Annotated in this window: 13 protein-coding genes; 6 read left to right on the forward strand and 7 right to left on the reverse strand. The window is 68.4% G+C overall.

Annotation, left to right across the window (positions count from 1 at the left end; genetic code table 11):
* Window positions 1-31: 31 nt before the first annotated feature.
* Together fghA and AC0Z6F_RS12060 are read left to right on the forward strand one after the other, a co-directional pair.
* Window positions 32-862, forward strand: coding sequence for an S-formylglutathione hydrolase (fghA, locus tag AC0Z6F_RS12055; RefSeq protein ID WP_485616908.1), 831 nt, complete (start codon window positions 32-34; stop codon window positions 860-862).
* Between the two features lie 186 nt (window positions 863-1,048).
* Window positions 1,049-2,494, forward strand: coding sequence for a GGDEF domain-containing protein (locus AC0Z6F_RS12060; RefSeq protein ID WP_012512079.1), 1,446 nt, complete (start codon window positions 1,049-1,051; stop codon window positions 2,492-2,494).
* 54 nt (window positions 2,495-2,548) lie between these two features.
* On the opposite strand, the gene AC0Z6F_RS12065 is transcribed toward AC0Z6F_RS12060, so the two are convergent.
* Together AC0Z6F_RS12065 and AC0Z6F_RS12070 are read right to left on the reverse strand one after the other, a co-directional pair.
* Window positions 2,549-3,019 carry a hypothetical protein gene (locus AC0Z6F_RS12065; protein ID WP_012512078.1) on the reverse strand — a complete coding sequence of 157 codons (471 nt, stop codon included), beginning with the start codon at window positions 3,017-3,019 and terminating at the stop codon, window positions 2,549-2,551.
* Window positions 3,020-3,024: 5 nt separating this feature from the next.
* On the reverse strand, window positions 3,025-3,471 hold the full coding sequence (locus tag AC0Z6F_RS12070) for a universal stress protein (protein WP_012512077.1): 447 nt from the start codon (window positions 3,469-3,471) through the stop codon (window positions 3,025-3,027).
* Window positions 3,472-3,612: 141 nt separating this feature from the next.
* Between AC0Z6F_RS12070 and AC0Z6F_RS12075 the strand changes: the two genes are divergently transcribed.
* The 4 genes from AC0Z6F_RS12075 to AC0Z6F_RS12090 all read left to right on the forward strand — a co-directional run bounded on the left by AC0Z6F_RS12075 (window position 3,613) and on the right by AC0Z6F_RS12090 (window position 8,727).
* Window positions 3,613-4,530: a LysR family transcriptional regulator gene (locus AC0Z6F_RS12075; RefSeq protein ID WP_485616910.1), complete on the forward strand. Its 918-nt coding sequence runs from the start codon at window positions 3,613-3,615 to the stop codon at window positions 4,528-4,530.
* Between the two features lie 154 nt (window positions 4,531-4,684).
* A complete protein-coding gene (locus tag AC0Z6F_RS12080) occupies window positions 4,685-6,214 on the forward strand; it encodes an MFS transporter (RefSeq protein ID WP_100435252.1) in 1,530 nt (509 codons plus the stop codon).
* 21 nt (window positions 6,215-6,235) lie between these two features.
* On the forward strand, window positions 6,236-7,318 hold the full coding sequence (locus AC0Z6F_RS12085) for an HlyD family secretion protein (RefSeq protein ID WP_485616912.1): 1,083 nt from the start codon (window positions 6,236-6,238) through the stop codon (window positions 7,316-7,318).
* Window positions 7,315-8,727, forward strand: coding sequence for an efflux transporter outer membrane subunit (locus AC0Z6F_RS12090; RefSeq protein ID WP_485616913.1), 1,413 nt, complete (start codon window positions 7,315-7,317; stop codon window positions 8,725-8,727). The genes AC0Z6F_RS12085 and AC0Z6F_RS12090 overlap by 4 nt, the downstream gene beginning before the upstream one ends.
* A gap of 210 nt (window positions 8,728-8,937) precedes the next feature.
* On the opposite strand, the gene AC0Z6F_RS12095 is transcribed toward AC0Z6F_RS12090, so the two are convergent.
* The 5 genes from AC0Z6F_RS12095 to AC0Z6F_RS12115 form a co-directional block, all read right to left on the reverse strand.
* Complete coding sequence (locus tag AC0Z6F_RS12095) at window positions 8,938-9,276, reverse strand: hypothetical protein (RefSeq protein WP_012512073.1); 339 nt, start codon at window positions 9,274-9,276, stop codon at window positions 8,938-8,940.
* A gap of 77 nt (window positions 9,277-9,353) precedes the next feature.
* Window positions 9,354-10,295, reverse strand: coding sequence for a DegV family protein (locus tag AC0Z6F_RS12100; protein ID WP_006384416.1), 942 nt, complete (start codon window positions 10,293-10,295; stop codon window positions 9,354-9,356).
* 95 nt (window positions 10,296-10,390) lie between these two features.
* Window positions 10,391-11,023, reverse strand: a complete 633-nt coding sequence (locus AC0Z6F_RS12105) for a 2-hydroxychromene-2-carboxylate isomerase (protein ID WP_012512071.1) — start codon at window positions 11,021-11,023, stop codon at window positions 10,391-10,393.
* Window positions 11,024-11,043: 20 nt separating this feature from the next.
* Window positions 11,044-12,306 carry an amidohydrolase family protein gene (locus AC0Z6F_RS12110; protein WP_485616914.1) on the reverse strand — a complete coding sequence of 421 codons (1,263 nt, stop codon included), beginning with the start codon at window positions 12,304-12,306 and terminating at the stop codon, window positions 11,044-11,046.
* Entirely contained in the window at window positions 12,306-13,715 is a 1,410-nt protein-coding gene (locus tag AC0Z6F_RS12115) for an amidohydrolase (RefSeq protein WP_197584874.1), read from the reverse strand. The genes AC0Z6F_RS12110 and AC0Z6F_RS12115 overlap by 1 nt, the downstream gene beginning before the upstream one ends.
* Window positions 13,716-13,787: the final 72 nt, after the last annotated feature.

The raw sequence follows: 13,787 nt of genomic DNA on the forward strand, positions 1-13,787 counted from the left end.
AGCGCGCTGACGCGCCGCGCAGGAGAGCACCATGGAACGCATTGAACACCGCGCCTGTTTCGGCGGCTGGCAGGACGTCTACCGCCATCACTCCACCACGCTGGGCTGCGACATGCAGTTCGCCGTGTACCTGCCGCCGCAGGCGGAAACGCAGAAACTGCCGGTACTGTACTGGCTGAGCGGGCTGACCTGCACCGAGCAGAATTTCATCACCAAGGCCGGCGCACAGCGCTACGCGGCCGAGCACGGCGTGGTCATCGTCGCGCCCGACACCAGCCCGCGCGGCGATGACGTGGCCGATGCCGAGGGCTATGACCTGGGCAAGGGGGCGGGGTTCTACCTCAATGCCACCCGCGCACCGTGGGCGAAGCACTACCGCATGCACGACTACGTGGCGCAGGAACTGCCGGCACTGATCGAGGCGGATTTCCCGGTCACCGATGCGCGTGGCATCAGCGGCCACTCGATGGGCGGTCACGGTGCGCTGGTGATCGCACTGCGCAACCCGGGGCGCTACCGCAGCGTGTCGGCGTTCTCGCCGATCGTCGCGCCCAGCCACGTGCCGTGGGGGCAGAAGGCCTTCCACGCCTACCTGGGCGACAACCCGGCGGACTGGGCGCTGTGGGATGCCAGCGAACTGGTCGCCGTGGCCACTGAGCGCCTGCCGTTGCTGGTCGACCAGGGCGAGGCGGACGAATTCCTGCAGACCCAACTGCAACCGCAGCGCCTGCAGCAGGCCTGTGATGCCGCCGGCCATCCGCTGACCCTGCGCCTGCAGCCGGGCTACGACCACAGCTACTACTTCATCGCCAGTTTCATCGGCGAGCACATCGCCCACCACGCCCACGCCCTGCACGGCTGACGGCTTTCCGGTAGTGCCGGCCGCTGGCCGGCAACCTGCAGCCCTGTGATTCCCTGGGATTGCCGGCCAGCGGCCGGCACTACCATGGCGGGGCACGCGAAGTGTCGTATTGCCGTATTGGATCACGTGGCCGTGGCGCGGGCGGGGCTATCGTGCGTCCATACGGCCTTGCGGATCGGGGGATGCATGCCGGTAGTGCTGGCGCTGCTGTATGTGCTGTGCCACGGCCTGGTCGTGGCCCTGTGGCCGGGTCCCGCCGGTGCGGGTTCCTTCGGGTTCCTCACGGGTGCCCCGTTGCTGGCGGCGGCGGCCTGCCTGTGGCGGGCGCGCCGCGACCGTGCCGCACTCGGCTGGCGCGCTACCGCTCTGGCGCTGCTGCTCTGGGCGGGTGGCATGGCCGTCAACATGATCGACGCGCTCGGTGCCGGCCGTGCCGATGTCACGCCGCAGGCCAGCCTGTTCCTGTATGTGCTGTACGGCGTGCCGCTGGTGTTCATCCTGGCCCGTGCACGCCGCGAGCGGCTGAGCATCAGCCTGATCGATGCGGCGATGGCCGCATTGCTGGGCGTGCTGTTCTTCGTGCATGCGCAGTCGTTCGCCGCGCGCGTCGACATCGACGACCACGCGTTGTCCAACATGCAGCGCATGTTCGATATCCAGAATCTGTGCATTGCCGGGTTTGCGGTGGTGCGCTGGCTGGTGGGCGACGTTCCGGAGCGGCGCAACTTCTTCCGCGCGCTGGCGATCTACGCGGTGGGCTACCTGATGGTGGCGTACTACATCAACCACTACACCTCGGAACAGTCCTTCGGTGCCTACAACGATCTGCTGATCGACCTGCCGTTCCTGCTGCTGGCGTTGCTGGCGATGAGCCAGGCGCCTGCGCCGACGTTCGTGATGCACCCGAGGCTGGGCAGAACGGTGCAGGCGGCGGGGCCGATGATCCTGCCATTGCTGCTGCTGGTGGTCGGTACCCTGGTGGTCGACCATGCGCGGCCGCTGGCGGTCACCGGCTTCGTGGTGGCAACGCTGGGCTTCGGCGTGCGCAGCATCCTGCTGCAGGTGGACCTGATGGAACGGCAAGCATCGCTGGACCAGCTCGCTCGGCAGGATGGCCTGACCGGTGTGGCCAACCGGCGCGAGTTCGATGCACTGCTGCTGGCGGAATGGAACCGCGCGCGGCGCAGCGGCAGCGAGCTGGGGCTGCTGTTGCTGGACATCGACCATTTCAAGGTCTTCAACGACCGCCACGGACATCCGGCCGGGGACCGCTGCCTGCAGGCCGTGGCCACGGTCCTGAAGATCAGTGCCGGCCGTGCCGGTGACAGTGTTGCCCGTTACGGCGGCGAGGAATTTGCGGTGATCGTGCCCGGAAGCCCGCTGTCGGGCGTGCTGGCGCTGGCCGAGCGCCTGCGTGAGGCGGTGGCGGCGCTGCCACTGCCCGAAGGGTCGGTCAGTATCAGCATCGGCGTGGGCTACCTGCACCCACCGGCTCTGGCCAGCGCCGATCAGTTGCTGGCGGATGCCGATGCCGGCCTGTACGCCGCCAAGCGTGCCGGTCGCAACCAGGTGATCCTGCATGCGCACGTGCTCGACGACGAAGGCAGTGCGCACGGCAGGATGGATTGCTGAGCGCGCCGGGTGCCCGGTCCCCGTGCGTGATTGCGCACGGGCGGCGCGGCCGGGTCAGCGCTGCCGCAACCAGCCGGTGGGATCGAGCAACCTCAGCCCGACCGGTGACAACGAGCGCTGGCGCAACGGCAGGTTTGCCGCCTGCACGGCCATCGCACAGCGCGCCAGCTGCTGGCGCAGCGGAGCCAGTGCGTCATCTTCGCGCGGGCGGGCATGCCGCCATTGTGCGATGCGCAGGAGGCAGACCAGCAGGTCCAGTTCGCTGGCCGCGATGAACGGTGAGCCGGCGGGCAGCAGGTCGATCGGGGCGGTGGGCGTGGCCAGCAGCGGCAGCAGGCCGACGAACGCGTCGCAGCCTTCGGGATCAATACCGAGGCTGCTCAGCTGGGCGAGTCCATCGGCCTGTTGATCAGGATCGTGCAGCTGGCGTATCGCCGCCAGCAGTGCCTGTTCGCCGCGGCCGAACTGGCGGCCGAAGGCGCGGTAGTTGACGCGGGTGGGAAACAACGGGGAACGGGAGGCCATGGTTGCTAGGGTTGTGGGTCGCGGGTTTCCACCAGCACGGGACAGGGCGCGTGGTCGATGGTCCATTGCCCGATCGAGGGTTCGAACAGGCGTTCCAGGCGGGACAGGTGGCGGTGGCCGATGACGATCAGATCGCACTTCAGGCGCCGGGCCTGCTCGCTGATCACTTCGCCCGGGTCACCCGAGGGAATCTGCGCGATGGCGTCGACGCCGCGCTCGCGCAGCTCGGCCAGGGCTTCGGCCAGCACCGCTTCGGCCCGCGAGCGCTGGCGGGCGGCTTCCGGGTACTCGATGCGGTCGGCTTCGCTGGCATCGGCCGCCAGCGCGAATTCGGGGTCGAGCACGCACAGCAGGTGCAGGCGGCTGCGGGGGCCGGCAATGGCGGCGGCCAGGTCCAGCACGCGTGCGTGCTGGGGGCCACCGTCGAGGGCGACCAGCAGGGTAGTGAACATGGATGTCTCCTTTGCAGGACGGGGATGGTCGCCGATGTCACCGCGCGCACCCATGCCGTGCGCGGCAGTCAATGAATGCGTCAAACGCACTCCATGCCGGTAACGAGTGTCGTAGAGTCATCTGATTTACTGGAGACTGTCATGCCCCTGCCGGACCTGAACCTGTTGTTGGCACTGGACGTGCTGATCGACGAATGCAGCGTGACCGCCGCCGCGCGGCGGATGAACCTGAGCGCGCCGGCGATGAGCCGTACCCTCGGCCGGATCCGGACCGCGCTTGGCGACCCGGTGCTGGTGCGCGCCGGCCGCGGCCTGGCCCCCACCCCGCGCGCGCTGGAACTGCGCGAGCAGGTCCGCGACGTCATCGAGCAGGCGCACCGCGTGTTCAATGCCGGTCGTGAAGTGGACATGGCAACCCTGGAACGGACCTTCAGCGTGCGCGCCAACGATGTGTTCATCGGCAGCTACGGTGGGCGGCTGCGCGAGGTGTTCCGCCAGCAGGCACCGGGCTGCATGCTGCGCTTCGTACCCGAGGGCGATACCGATGATGATGCGATGGTGCAGGGGCGAATCGACCTGTACATCAGCACCGCTGGCAAGCACAGCCCGGAAACCAAGGTGCAGCACCTGTTCACCACCTCGCTGCTGGGTGCGGCGCGCGCCGACCATCCCTTGTTCGATGGCGATATCAGCGCCGAACGTTTCGCTGCCTGCGATCACATCGCGGTGTCCCGGCGCGGCCTGGCGCACGGACCGATCGACGAGGAGCTGGCAGCGCTGGGCCTGCAGCGGCGGGTGGCGGTGGTGATTCCCACCTTCCATGGTGCGATCTTCGCCGCTGCCGATTCGGACCTGGTGCTGCCGCAGATGCCGAGTGTGATGCTCGACCGCATCGCCCACATGGGCCTGCCGCTGCGCATGTTCCCGTTGCCGGTACCGGTGCGTACCGTTGCGCTGGTGCAGGCCTGGCACCCGCGGATGGACAACGATCCGGCCCACCAGTGGCTGCGGCGGGCGATCAAGAGCATGTGCGATTCGGTCGAGGCGGCTCGCCACTGATTGGCGGCAGGCGTGCGCCGGACGCACGCCTGGGATGCCGGCCGCGCCATTTTTCGCAGGGTACCGTCTCCCTAGACTGCGCTCCCCGGAGTTTCACTGAGCGCATTCCAATGACCCCCAATATGCCGTGCACTGCACGGATCGGTGCCCGGCGATGAGTACGCCGGCCGCCGCTGTCCCGGCCGCTGCAGCGCCCCGTCCTGCCGCCGCCCCCGGGCTCGACCGCCGCGTTCTGGTCGGCCTGTGTGGCGTGCTGCTGGCGGTGCTGGTGTCGGGCTTCAACGAGAACATCACCAAGGTCGCCCTGGCTGACATCCGCGGTGCGATGGGTTTCAGCGTCGACGACGGCAGCTGGATCGTCGCCCTCTACAGCGCGATGTCGGTCAGCGCGATGGCCTTCGCCCCGTGGTGTGCCGCCACCTTCTCGCTGCGCCGCTTCGCGCTGGTGATGATTGGTGGCTTCATGGTGCTGGGCGTGCTCTGCCCGCTTGCCCCGAACCTGCAGGTGTTCCTGCTGCTGCGCGCGCTGCAGGGGCTGTGTGGTGGTGCGCTGCCGCCGCTGCTGATGAGCGTGGCACTGCGCTTCCTGCCGCCGGGCATCAAGCTGTATGGCCTGGCGGGTTACGCGTTGACCGCCACCTTCGGCCCGAGCATGGGCACGCCGCTGGCCGCGTTCTGGGTCGAGCAGGTGGGCTGGCACTGGGCGTTCTGGCAGATCGTGCCGTACTGCCTGGCCGCCATGGCGATGGTCAGCTGGGGCCTGCCACAGGACCCGCTGCGGCTGGAGCGTTTTGCCCAGTTCGATGGCGTGGGCCTGGCGCTGGGCCTGCCGGCGCTGGTGCTGCTGGTGCTGGGCCTGGTGCAGGGCCCGCGCCTGAACTGGTTCGACTCGCCGATGATCACCCTGATGATCGGTGGCGGCGCCGGCCTGATGGTGCTGTTCATGATCAATGAATGGTTCCACCCGCTGCCATTCTTCAAGCTGCAGCTGCTGGCCAACCGCAACCTCAGCTACTCGCTGGTGACCCTGGGCGGCGTGCTGTTCGTGCTGCTGGCGGTGATCTCGATTCCCTCCGGTTTCCTGGCCAGCGTTCAGGGCTACCGGCCATTGCAGACCGCACCGATGCTGCTGTGGGTGGCGCTGCCACAAGCGATCGCACTGCCGTTGGTGGCGGCGTTGCTGAACATCCGTGCAGTGGATTGCCGCTGGGTGCAGGCCACCGGCCTGGCGATGCTGGCCTTGGCCTGCTGGCTGGGCTCGCATCTGGATGTGGCCTGGATCCGCGACAACTTCCTGTGGGTACAGCTGCTGCAGGTATTCGCCCAGCCGATGGCGGTGTTGCCGCTGCTGATGCTGGCCACTGGCGGGCTGGCACCGCAGGACGGTCCGTTCGCCTCGGCGTGGTTCAACACGGTCAAGGGCTTTGCTGCCGTGCTCGCCAGCGGCGTGCTGGATGCCGTCGCCCAGGGCCGCCGTCATTTCCATTCCACCGTGCTGGTCGACCGCCTTGGCGAGCAGCCGTGGCTGGCCGAGGGCCCGCAGCTGGGGGCGCGCCTGCATGCGCAGGTGCAGGCGCTGACCTCGGCCGACCTGTACTGGCTGGTCGCGCTGGTGGCGCTGGCCTTCATTCCCCTCATTGCCTGGATGCCCACCCGCATCCATCCGCCACGTGCCGTGGCCTGAACCTTTCGCAGGAGCCCCCTCATGACGATCAATCGAACCACTCTCAATACCGGCCTGGGCCTGGGCGTGCTGGCCCTGGCCATCGGTGCCTGGCTGCTGCTGCGCGACGGCGGTCACCAGACCACCAACAATGCCTATGTCGTTGCCGACTACACGCTGGTTGCGCCGAAGATTCCCGGCTTCGTCAGTGCCGTGGAAGTAGAGGACAACCAGTCGGTGAAGGCGGGCGACGTGCTTGCCCGCATCGACGACCGCGACTACCAGGTGGCCCTGCAGGCGGCCCGTGCCGACCTCGCCAATGCCCGTGCACAGCTGGCCAACGCGCAGGCCGCACTTGCCCAGCAGGACTCGCTGATTGAACAGGCCAGGGCCAGTGTCGATGTCAGCCGTTCCGAACTGACCCTGGCCAGCGCCGACCAGCAGCGTTACCGCGAACTGGCCCGTGATGGCGCCGGCACCGTGCAGAACGCCCAGCAGGCGCAGTCGAAGCAGGCCGTGGCCAGTGCGCATCTGCAGCAGGGCCAGGCCGCACTGTCGACCGCACGCCAGCGCACCGACATCCTCAGCGCTGGCGTGCAGGCCGCGCAGGCGGCGGTACAGCGTGCAGAAGCGGCGCAGGCGCGTGCCGAACTGGACCTGTCGCACACCGTGCTGCGCGCGCCGATCGACGGCATGGTCGGCCGCCGCGCTGTGCGCATGGGCGCCTACCTCACCCCAGGTACGCCGGTGGCTGCGGTGGTGCCGCTGAAGCGCGCCTTCGTGGTCGCCAACTTCCAGGAAACGCAGATGACCCGCATGCAGGCCGGCCAGCAGGTCGAACTGAAGGTGGACGTGTTCCCGGGCAAGCCGCTGCGCGGGCACATCGACAGCATCGCACCGGCCACCGGCGTCACCTTCGCCGCCGTCGCACCGGAAAACGCCACCGGCAACTTCACCAAGGTGGTGCAGCGCATTCCGGTCAAGATCGTGCTGGAACCCGGCCAGCCACTGCTGGACCAGTTGCGTGCCGGCATGTCGGTGGAAGCCAGTGTTGACCTGGGCAGCCGCGCCCGCGCGCAGAGCGTGCAGCACAGTCCGGGCCACAAGAGCGGGGAGGGTGCATGAGCGCAGTCACCCTGTTCCGCACCTTCGTTGCGGCCAGCCTGTGCACGGCCCTGGCTGCCTGCACGATGGGTCCGGACTTCGTACGCCCGCAGGCGGAACTGCCCAGCCACTGGCAGGGTGAGGCGGTCGCCGGCAACGCCATCGACCAGGACGCGGCCTGGTGGGCCGGCTTCGACGATCCACTGCTGGGGCAGCTTGCCGGCCAGGTGCTCGCGGCCAACCTGGACCTGCAGCTGGCCGCCAACCGCGTGCAGCAGAGCCGCGCCGCACGTGGCATCACCGTCGCCGATCGCCTGCCCAGCGTCAGCGCGAGCGCCAGTGGCGTGCGTGCACGCAACAGCGAGGTGGGCCTGAATGATCCGTCCGGCAACGGCGGCCGTGATGACTACGGGCTGTTCCAGGCCGGCATCGGCCTGAGCTGGGAACTGGACCTGTGGGGGCGTGTGCGCCGCCAGGTGGAAGCGGCCGACGCACGCGTGCAGATGGCCGAGGAGGATGCACACGCGGTGCGCATCGCGCTGCTGGCGGAAACCGCGCGTGATTACCTGCAGCTGCGCGCGACGCGGCAGCTGCTGGCGATCACCGAGGACAACCTCAGCATCGCCCTCGACATGAAGCGCCTGACCGAGGCACGCCAGCAACAGGGCGTGGCCAGCACGCTGCAGGTGTCCAGCGCGTCCGCGCAGGTGGCATCGCTGCAGGCACGCATCGCGCCGCTGCGGCATCGTGAATCGCAGCTGCGCAATGCGCTGGCGTTCCTGCTGGCGCAGCCGCCGCAGGCGCTGGACGCGCAGCTGCAGGATGCACGCCGTGACTGGCCGGCGTTGCCGGCCGTAGCGGTGGGGGTGCCCAGCGAACTGGCCGAGCGTCGCCCGGACATCCGTCGTGCCGAAGCGGCACTGCATGCGGCAACCGCCGGCATCGGCGTGGCCAAGGCCAGTTTCCTGCCGCGCATCACCTTGAATGGCGACGCTGGGTTCCAGGCCAAGCAGCTGGATGATCTGGATGGGTGGAACGCGCACCGCTTCAGCATCGGCCCGTCGATCAGCGTACCGATCTTCCAGGGCGGGCGGCTGAAGGCCAATCTCGCGCTGAGCAGGCTGCAGCAGCAACAGTCGGCGCTGCAGTTCCGCCGTACCGTGTTGCAGGCCTGGCATGAAGTGGACGACGCCATCGATGGCTATGCCGCCGAGCAGCAGCGCACGGTGCAGCTGCATGTGGCGGTGGACGAGAGCGAGAGCGCACTGGGCGCGGCGCGCCGGCAGTACCAGGCTGGCGTGGTCGACATGCTGGATGTGCTGACCACCCAGCGCATCGCGCTGGACAACCAGGCCGCGCTGGCCAACAGCCAGGCCACGGCTGCGATCGCGCGGGTGGAGCTGTACCGCGCGCTGGGCGGTGGCTGGTAGGGAAATGGAAACGCCGGGCATGGCCCGGTGCTATCCATCGTGTCGGTAGCGCCGGGCCATGCCCTGCGGCTTGGTAGTTGCCAACCTTGGTTGGCAGCCGTTTGTGCAAGCGCCAACCAAGGTTGGCATCTACCAGAGCACGCCCATCGGCGCCGGGCCGATCACGACGTGCGGGCGGTAGCGCCGGGCCATGCCCGGCGGGCGGTTGCCTCAGCGCACGTCGCGCAGCTCCCAATGGCTGCCGGCCAGAAGGCGCAGGCGCTGCTTGAACACGTCACTGTCAATACGGGTGGTGGCCACCAGGTTGATGCGCAGGTCCTTCTGTTCGCCGGTAACGGTGGCGTCCGGGTCGGTTACGCCCCACTGCGGTTCCACCGCGTCCGGGTCAGGCTGCTTGGCCTTCCAGCGCTCGAACAGGCTGCCATTGCGCAGCGCATCCTGCAGCTCTTCGGCGAAACCGGCGGCGCCCTGCGAATGGAAGGACAGGTCAGGGTCATTGCCGCGGGCCTTGGACGGGTCGGGCAGGCTGATGTGGTACTGCGCAGGCATGGAGTTCTCCTTGAAGTGCGGGAAGACTGGCACAACCGCGGTGGAATCGATGTGCAGATCCGCGCCGCGTTGGGGCCTCACTCGAACCGATGCGGCCCATCGGCGAAGCCCACGGTGACCGCGCCCTTGCCGACATTGACCATGCCGGTCAGGCTCATCACCGATTCGTACACGGTCACGCCATGGGTGGCGCAGACCTCTTTCAGCTGTGCATAGCCGGGCAGGGTGCGCAGCTCGTCCAGCTCACCGCCGTAGCTGACGCACACCGTCGGTGTCATCAGCCCGGCGCGCACGCGCTGGCCAACCACCGCGAACAGCTTCTGCACGGCGTTGTCGAAGCCCTTGATCTTGGCCACCGGCCCGGTCTCGCCGCGGTAACCGTGCAGCACCGGCTTGATGTCCAGCGCACTGCCCAGTGCGGCGCTGAGCAGGCCGACGCTGCGATCGCCCTTGTGCCGTGCGCGCGCACGCATGTAGTACAGGTCGCGGGTGACCATGTAGCCGTGTACGTTGCCGGCCAGTTCTTCCAGCCGCTCGCGGATCTGCTGCACGCTGGCGTTGCTGTCGCGCAGGCGCACCGCTTCCACCGCGGTCACTGCCTGCGCGGCGAACAGGTTCTGGGTGTCGAGCACGCGCAGCGCGAACGGCGAGTTGTAGCCCGCTGCCTGCCGCACCGGCTTGTAGTCGTTGAGGATGGCGAAACTGGCCTGCAGCGCGTTGTCGTGGATCGGGCTGCGGGTCTTGGTGATGGTCATGCAGAACACGTGGTCGTAATCGATCACCAGCTGCTGCAGGAACAGGTCGCGGATCTGGTTGACGCTGAAGGCAATGGTTTCCGCTTCAGCACCGTGTTCGGCAACGTGCGCGTGCAGGAAGCTCAGCGTGGCCTGCTCATCGCGATGATCGGCCAGCACCGCTTCGCCGATGCGTACGGTGATCGGCAGCAGCACGATGTTGTGTTCGGCAATGAAGGCCTGCGGCAGGTCGCAGGCCGAGTCGACGACGATTCCGATGCGCATCCGCGGCTCCCCCTCCAGGGCGGTTGTAGGTTCGGAAACGTGAAATCTATCTCAAATCCCAGGCAGGCGCGCGAGGGAAACGCGCCACGCCCTGTTCAGCGACTGCGCTGCACCGCCACCGGCAGGGTGGCCAGGCGCTGCCATTCGGGCTGCCGCAGCAGGCCCGGATCGGCCAGCACCGCCGCCATCAGCGGGTGGGCGTCGTTGCCCCAGAACAGCTCCCCGTCGATGGCCAGGGTCGGCACACCGAACACGCCGGCGCTGATCGCGGCTTCGGTATTGCGCCGCAACTGCTCCTTGACCGCCGGTTCGGCGATGGCCGTGGCGACATCATCGATGCCGAGCCGGGCGCCGGGCTCGCGCAGCGCCTCGGCGCTGTCGGCGGCATTGCCGTCGCGCCAGATCCAGTCGAACAGCGCGTCCACCGCCTGCATGCTGGCACCGGCGGCCAGGCACAGGCGCAGGGCGGACAACGGGTTGAACGGATGGCCCGGCGGGAAGCGCAGCGGCGTGCCCTCGGCCTGCGCGGTCCACAGCAGCTGGCGGTAGATGAAGCGCCGCTTGGCCGGAATCTCCGCCGGACCGAGATTGCCAAGGTGATGCAGCACCGCACCGAAGGCGATCGGCACGGTCTGGATCTGTGCGAACTGCGGCAGCTGCTTCAGCTTCTGCCAGTGCAGGTAGGAGTACGGAGAGATGAAGTCGAAGTACCAGCGCAGTGTCGCCATCGGTGTGTCCTCGTGTGCGGTCAGGGCTGCGCGTTGCGCTGCAGGTAGCGGTCACGCAGTTCGGTCTGGCGCGAGCGCATCGGCATCGCACGGCCGCCCAGCCAGACCTGCTCGGCATAGTGCGCCACGTCCAGCGGATCGCCTTCCCACAGCACCAGGTCGGCGCGCTTGCCGGGCTCGATGCTGCCGATCTGGTCGGCCACCCCGAACGCCTGTGCAGGCACCCGGGTCAGCCCGGCCAGGCCATCGGCCCACGGCAGGCCGTTGGCCACCGCGTTGCCGGCCAGCTGGCGCATCTTGCGCGCGTTGTGGGTGGCGTCGCCGCGCTGCACGAAGGAGACTGCTACGCCAGCACGCTGCAGGCGCGCAGCGTTTTCCAGGGTGGCACCGATCTGGTCGAAGCTGGCGGGCAGATTGGCCAGCACGTCGACGAACACCGGCACGTGCGCAGCGGCCAGTTCCGGGGCCACCTGCCAGGCTTCGCTGGCGCCGGCGATGGCAATCTTCACTTTCTCGCGGGCGGCCCAGCGCAGCAGCTGGCGGATGTCGGCGGCACGGTCCACTTCCACCACGACGCGGCCCTGGCCGGCCAGGTAACGGCTGAGCGTGCGGCGCCCGGCCGGGGTCAGCAACGCATGCGGCGAGTCCGCAGCCACCTGGCCACGCGCCTCGTCGATCATCTGCTGCAGCAGCATCCACTGTGCGGCGCGCGAATGGCCGGTCAGTTCTGAGGCCGCTGCGCCGATGCGCAGGAACAGCGCGCGCGGACCGATCGGATCGATGCTGCCATCCAGCCGCATCACGCCGCCCTGGCCGGCCACGAAGCCACCGCCGGTGGCGGCGCCCAGCGCAGTGAAGCCGATGCCTTCCAGCCGCGTTACCGGAATCAGCACTGAAGCCGGGTTGTAGGCGAGGGTGACGTCGAATTCCGGCCGCAGCGGTTGCTCGCCGATCTTCAGAGAACTGTCCACCGTGCTCGATTCACCGGAAACTTCTTCGATGCCAGTCTCGGTGATGCCACCGAACAGTGCCGGTGTCAGGGGACGGCCATTGGCCTCGACCACGGTGGCGCCGGCCGGCGCCGACAGGCCGTTGCCCACCGCGCGGATGATGCCGCCCTGCACCAGCACATCGGCGTTCTGCAGGCTGCCACGCGTGCTGGCGGTGTGCACCGTTGCGTTGCGCACCAGCAGGTCCTGCGCCGATGCCGTGGTTGCCAGCAACAGCAACGCCACCACGGTAGCGCCGGGCCATGCCCGGCGACTCTTGTTCAACACGCCCATCAGCGCACCTCCTGGCCAAGCTGGAAATCGGAACGCGGCGTCGCTTGCGGCGTGCTGCGGTCGTACAACCTGCGGCCATCAATGAAGACCTGCTCGGCCAGCGCATACGAACTGAAGGGATTGCCATTCCACACCACCACGTCGGCCATCTTGCCGGCCTCCAGGGTGCCGGTCTGGCCTTCGATGCCCAGCGCCTTGGCGGCGTTGGCGGTCATCCAGGTGATGGCATGTTCGGGCGTGATCTCCGGCATGCGTGCGCGTCGCGCGGAGGCCATCACCTTGGCGGCTTCCTGGTTCAGGCGCTGGATGCCCTCGGGTGAATCGGAGTGGACGATGGCGCAGCTGTTCTTCGGGCGGTCGACCAGCGCGATGTTCTCCGGGATACCGTCGAAGGCTTCCATCTTGAAGCCCCACCAGTCGGCCCACAACGCGCCGCAGACGCCGTCGGCGGCCAGCCGGTCGGCCAGCTTGTAGGCCTCCACGCCATGGTGGAACGCAGCGACCTTGAAGCCGAATTCCTTGGCCAGGTCGAGCATGGTGGCCATTTCGTCGGCGCGGTAGCAGTGGATGTGCACGCGGATGTCGCCTTCGATCGCACCGGCCAGGGTGTCCAGCTTGAGATCGCGCTTGCCGCCGGCATCACCGGCACTGTCGCCCTTGTCGTTGCCGAACCAGCCCTTGCGCTTGGCCGGCTTGGGTTTGTTCTTGGCGATGTAGTCGGCGGCATCGATGAAGGCCGCGCGATAGCCGGCCACGTTGCCCATGCGCGTGGCCGGCGTCACACCCTTGCCTTCGCCGTAGACCCGCTTGGGATTCTCACCGCAGGCCATTTTCAGGCCCCAGGGCGCACCGGGGAACTTCATCGCCTGGTAGGTCACCGCGGGTACGTTCTTGAGGGTCACGCCGCGGCCCCCCACCAGGTTGGCCGAGCCCGGCAGCACCTGCATGCTGGTCACGCCGCCGGCCAGCGCGGTGGCGAAGCCCGGGTCCTGCGGCCACACCGAGTGTTCGGCCCAGACATTGGCGGTGACCGGTGCGGTCATCTCGTTGCCGTCGCTGTGCGCGCCAACACCGGGGCTGGGGTACACGCCCAGATGCGAGTGCACGTCGATCAGGCCCGGGGTCACCCACTTGCCCTGCGCGTCGATGCGGGCGATGCCGGGGTCAGCCTGCAGCTGGCGGCCGACCGCGACGATGCGACCATCGCGCAGCAGCACGTCGGCGTTGTCCAGCCGCTGGCCGGTGCCAGTCAGCACGGTAGCGTTCTGGATCAGCACTGGCGCATCGGGATGCGCCTGGTAGGTGCTGGGATAGGGATCGGCGACGAAGCGCGAGGCGCCCACTGCCGGTGCCGTGCTCAATGAAAGCAGCGCCAGTGCCACCCCGGCGCGCAACAACGTCGATGCCATGCAGTTCCCCTCGCGGCGTAGTCCAAGCCGCCGACGCTAGCCGGGTGGTGGCGTGCTTGCCAAGTGACCTTC

The sequence above is a fragment of the Stenotrophomonas sp. 1L-E-5-B-C3 genome (assembly GCF_057292075.1).

What these genes read in the sequence shown, in the direction of transcription:
- fghA (WP_485616908.1), top strand. Translation starts at nt 32, where the DNA reads ATGGAACGCATTGAACACCGCGCCTGTTTCGGCGGCTGGCAGGACGTC.
- AC0Z6F_RS12060 (WP_012512079.1), top strand. Translation starts at nt 1,049, where the DNA reads ATGCCGGTAGTGCTGGCGCTGCTGTATGTGCTGTGCCACGGCCTGGTC.
- AC0Z6F_RS12065 (WP_012512078.1), bottom strand. Translation starts at nt 3,019, where the DNA reads ATGGCCTCCCGTTCCCCGTTGTTTCCCACCCGCGTCAACTACCGCGCC.
- AC0Z6F_RS12070 (WP_012512077.1), bottom strand. Translation starts at nt 3,471, where the DNA reads ATGTTCACTACCCTGCTGGTCGCCCTCGACGGTGGCCCCCAGCACGCA.
- AC0Z6F_RS12075 (WP_485616910.1), top strand. Translation starts at nt 3,613, where the DNA reads ATGCCCCTGCCGGACCTGAACCTGTTGTTGGCACTGGACGTGCTGATC.
- AC0Z6F_RS12080 (WP_100435252.1), top strand. Translation starts at nt 4,685, where the DNA reads ATGAGTACGCCGGCCGCCGCTGTCCCGGCCGCTGCAGCGCCCCGTCCT.
- AC0Z6F_RS12085 (WP_485616912.1), top strand. Translation starts at nt 6,236, where the DNA reads ATGACGATCAATCGAACCACTCTCAATACCGGCCTGGGCCTGGGCGTG.
- AC0Z6F_RS12090 (WP_485616913.1), top strand. Translation starts at nt 7,315, where the DNA reads ATGAGCGCAGTCACCCTGTTCCGCACCTTCGTTGCGGCCAGCCTGTGC.
- AC0Z6F_RS12095 (WP_012512073.1), bottom strand. Translation starts at nt 9,276, where the DNA reads ATGCCTGCGCAGTACCACATCAGCCTGCCCGACCCGTCCAAGGCCCGC.
- AC0Z6F_RS12100 (WP_006384416.1), bottom strand. Translation starts at nt 10,295, where the DNA reads ATGCGCATCGGAATCGTCGTCGACTCGGCCTGCGACCTGCCGCAGGCC.
- AC0Z6F_RS12105 (WP_012512071.1), bottom strand. Translation starts at nt 11,023, where the DNA reads ATGGCGACACTGCGCTGGTACTTCGACTTCATCTCTCCGTACTCCTAC.
- AC0Z6F_RS12110 (WP_485616914.1), bottom strand. Translation starts at nt 12,306, where the DNA reads ATGGGCGTGTTGAACAAGAGTCGCCGGGCATGGCCCGGCGCTACCGTG.
- AC0Z6F_RS12115 (WP_197584874.1), bottom strand. Translation starts at nt 13,715, where the DNA reads ATGGCATCGACGTTGTTGCGCGCCGGGGTGGCACTGGCGCTGCTTTCA.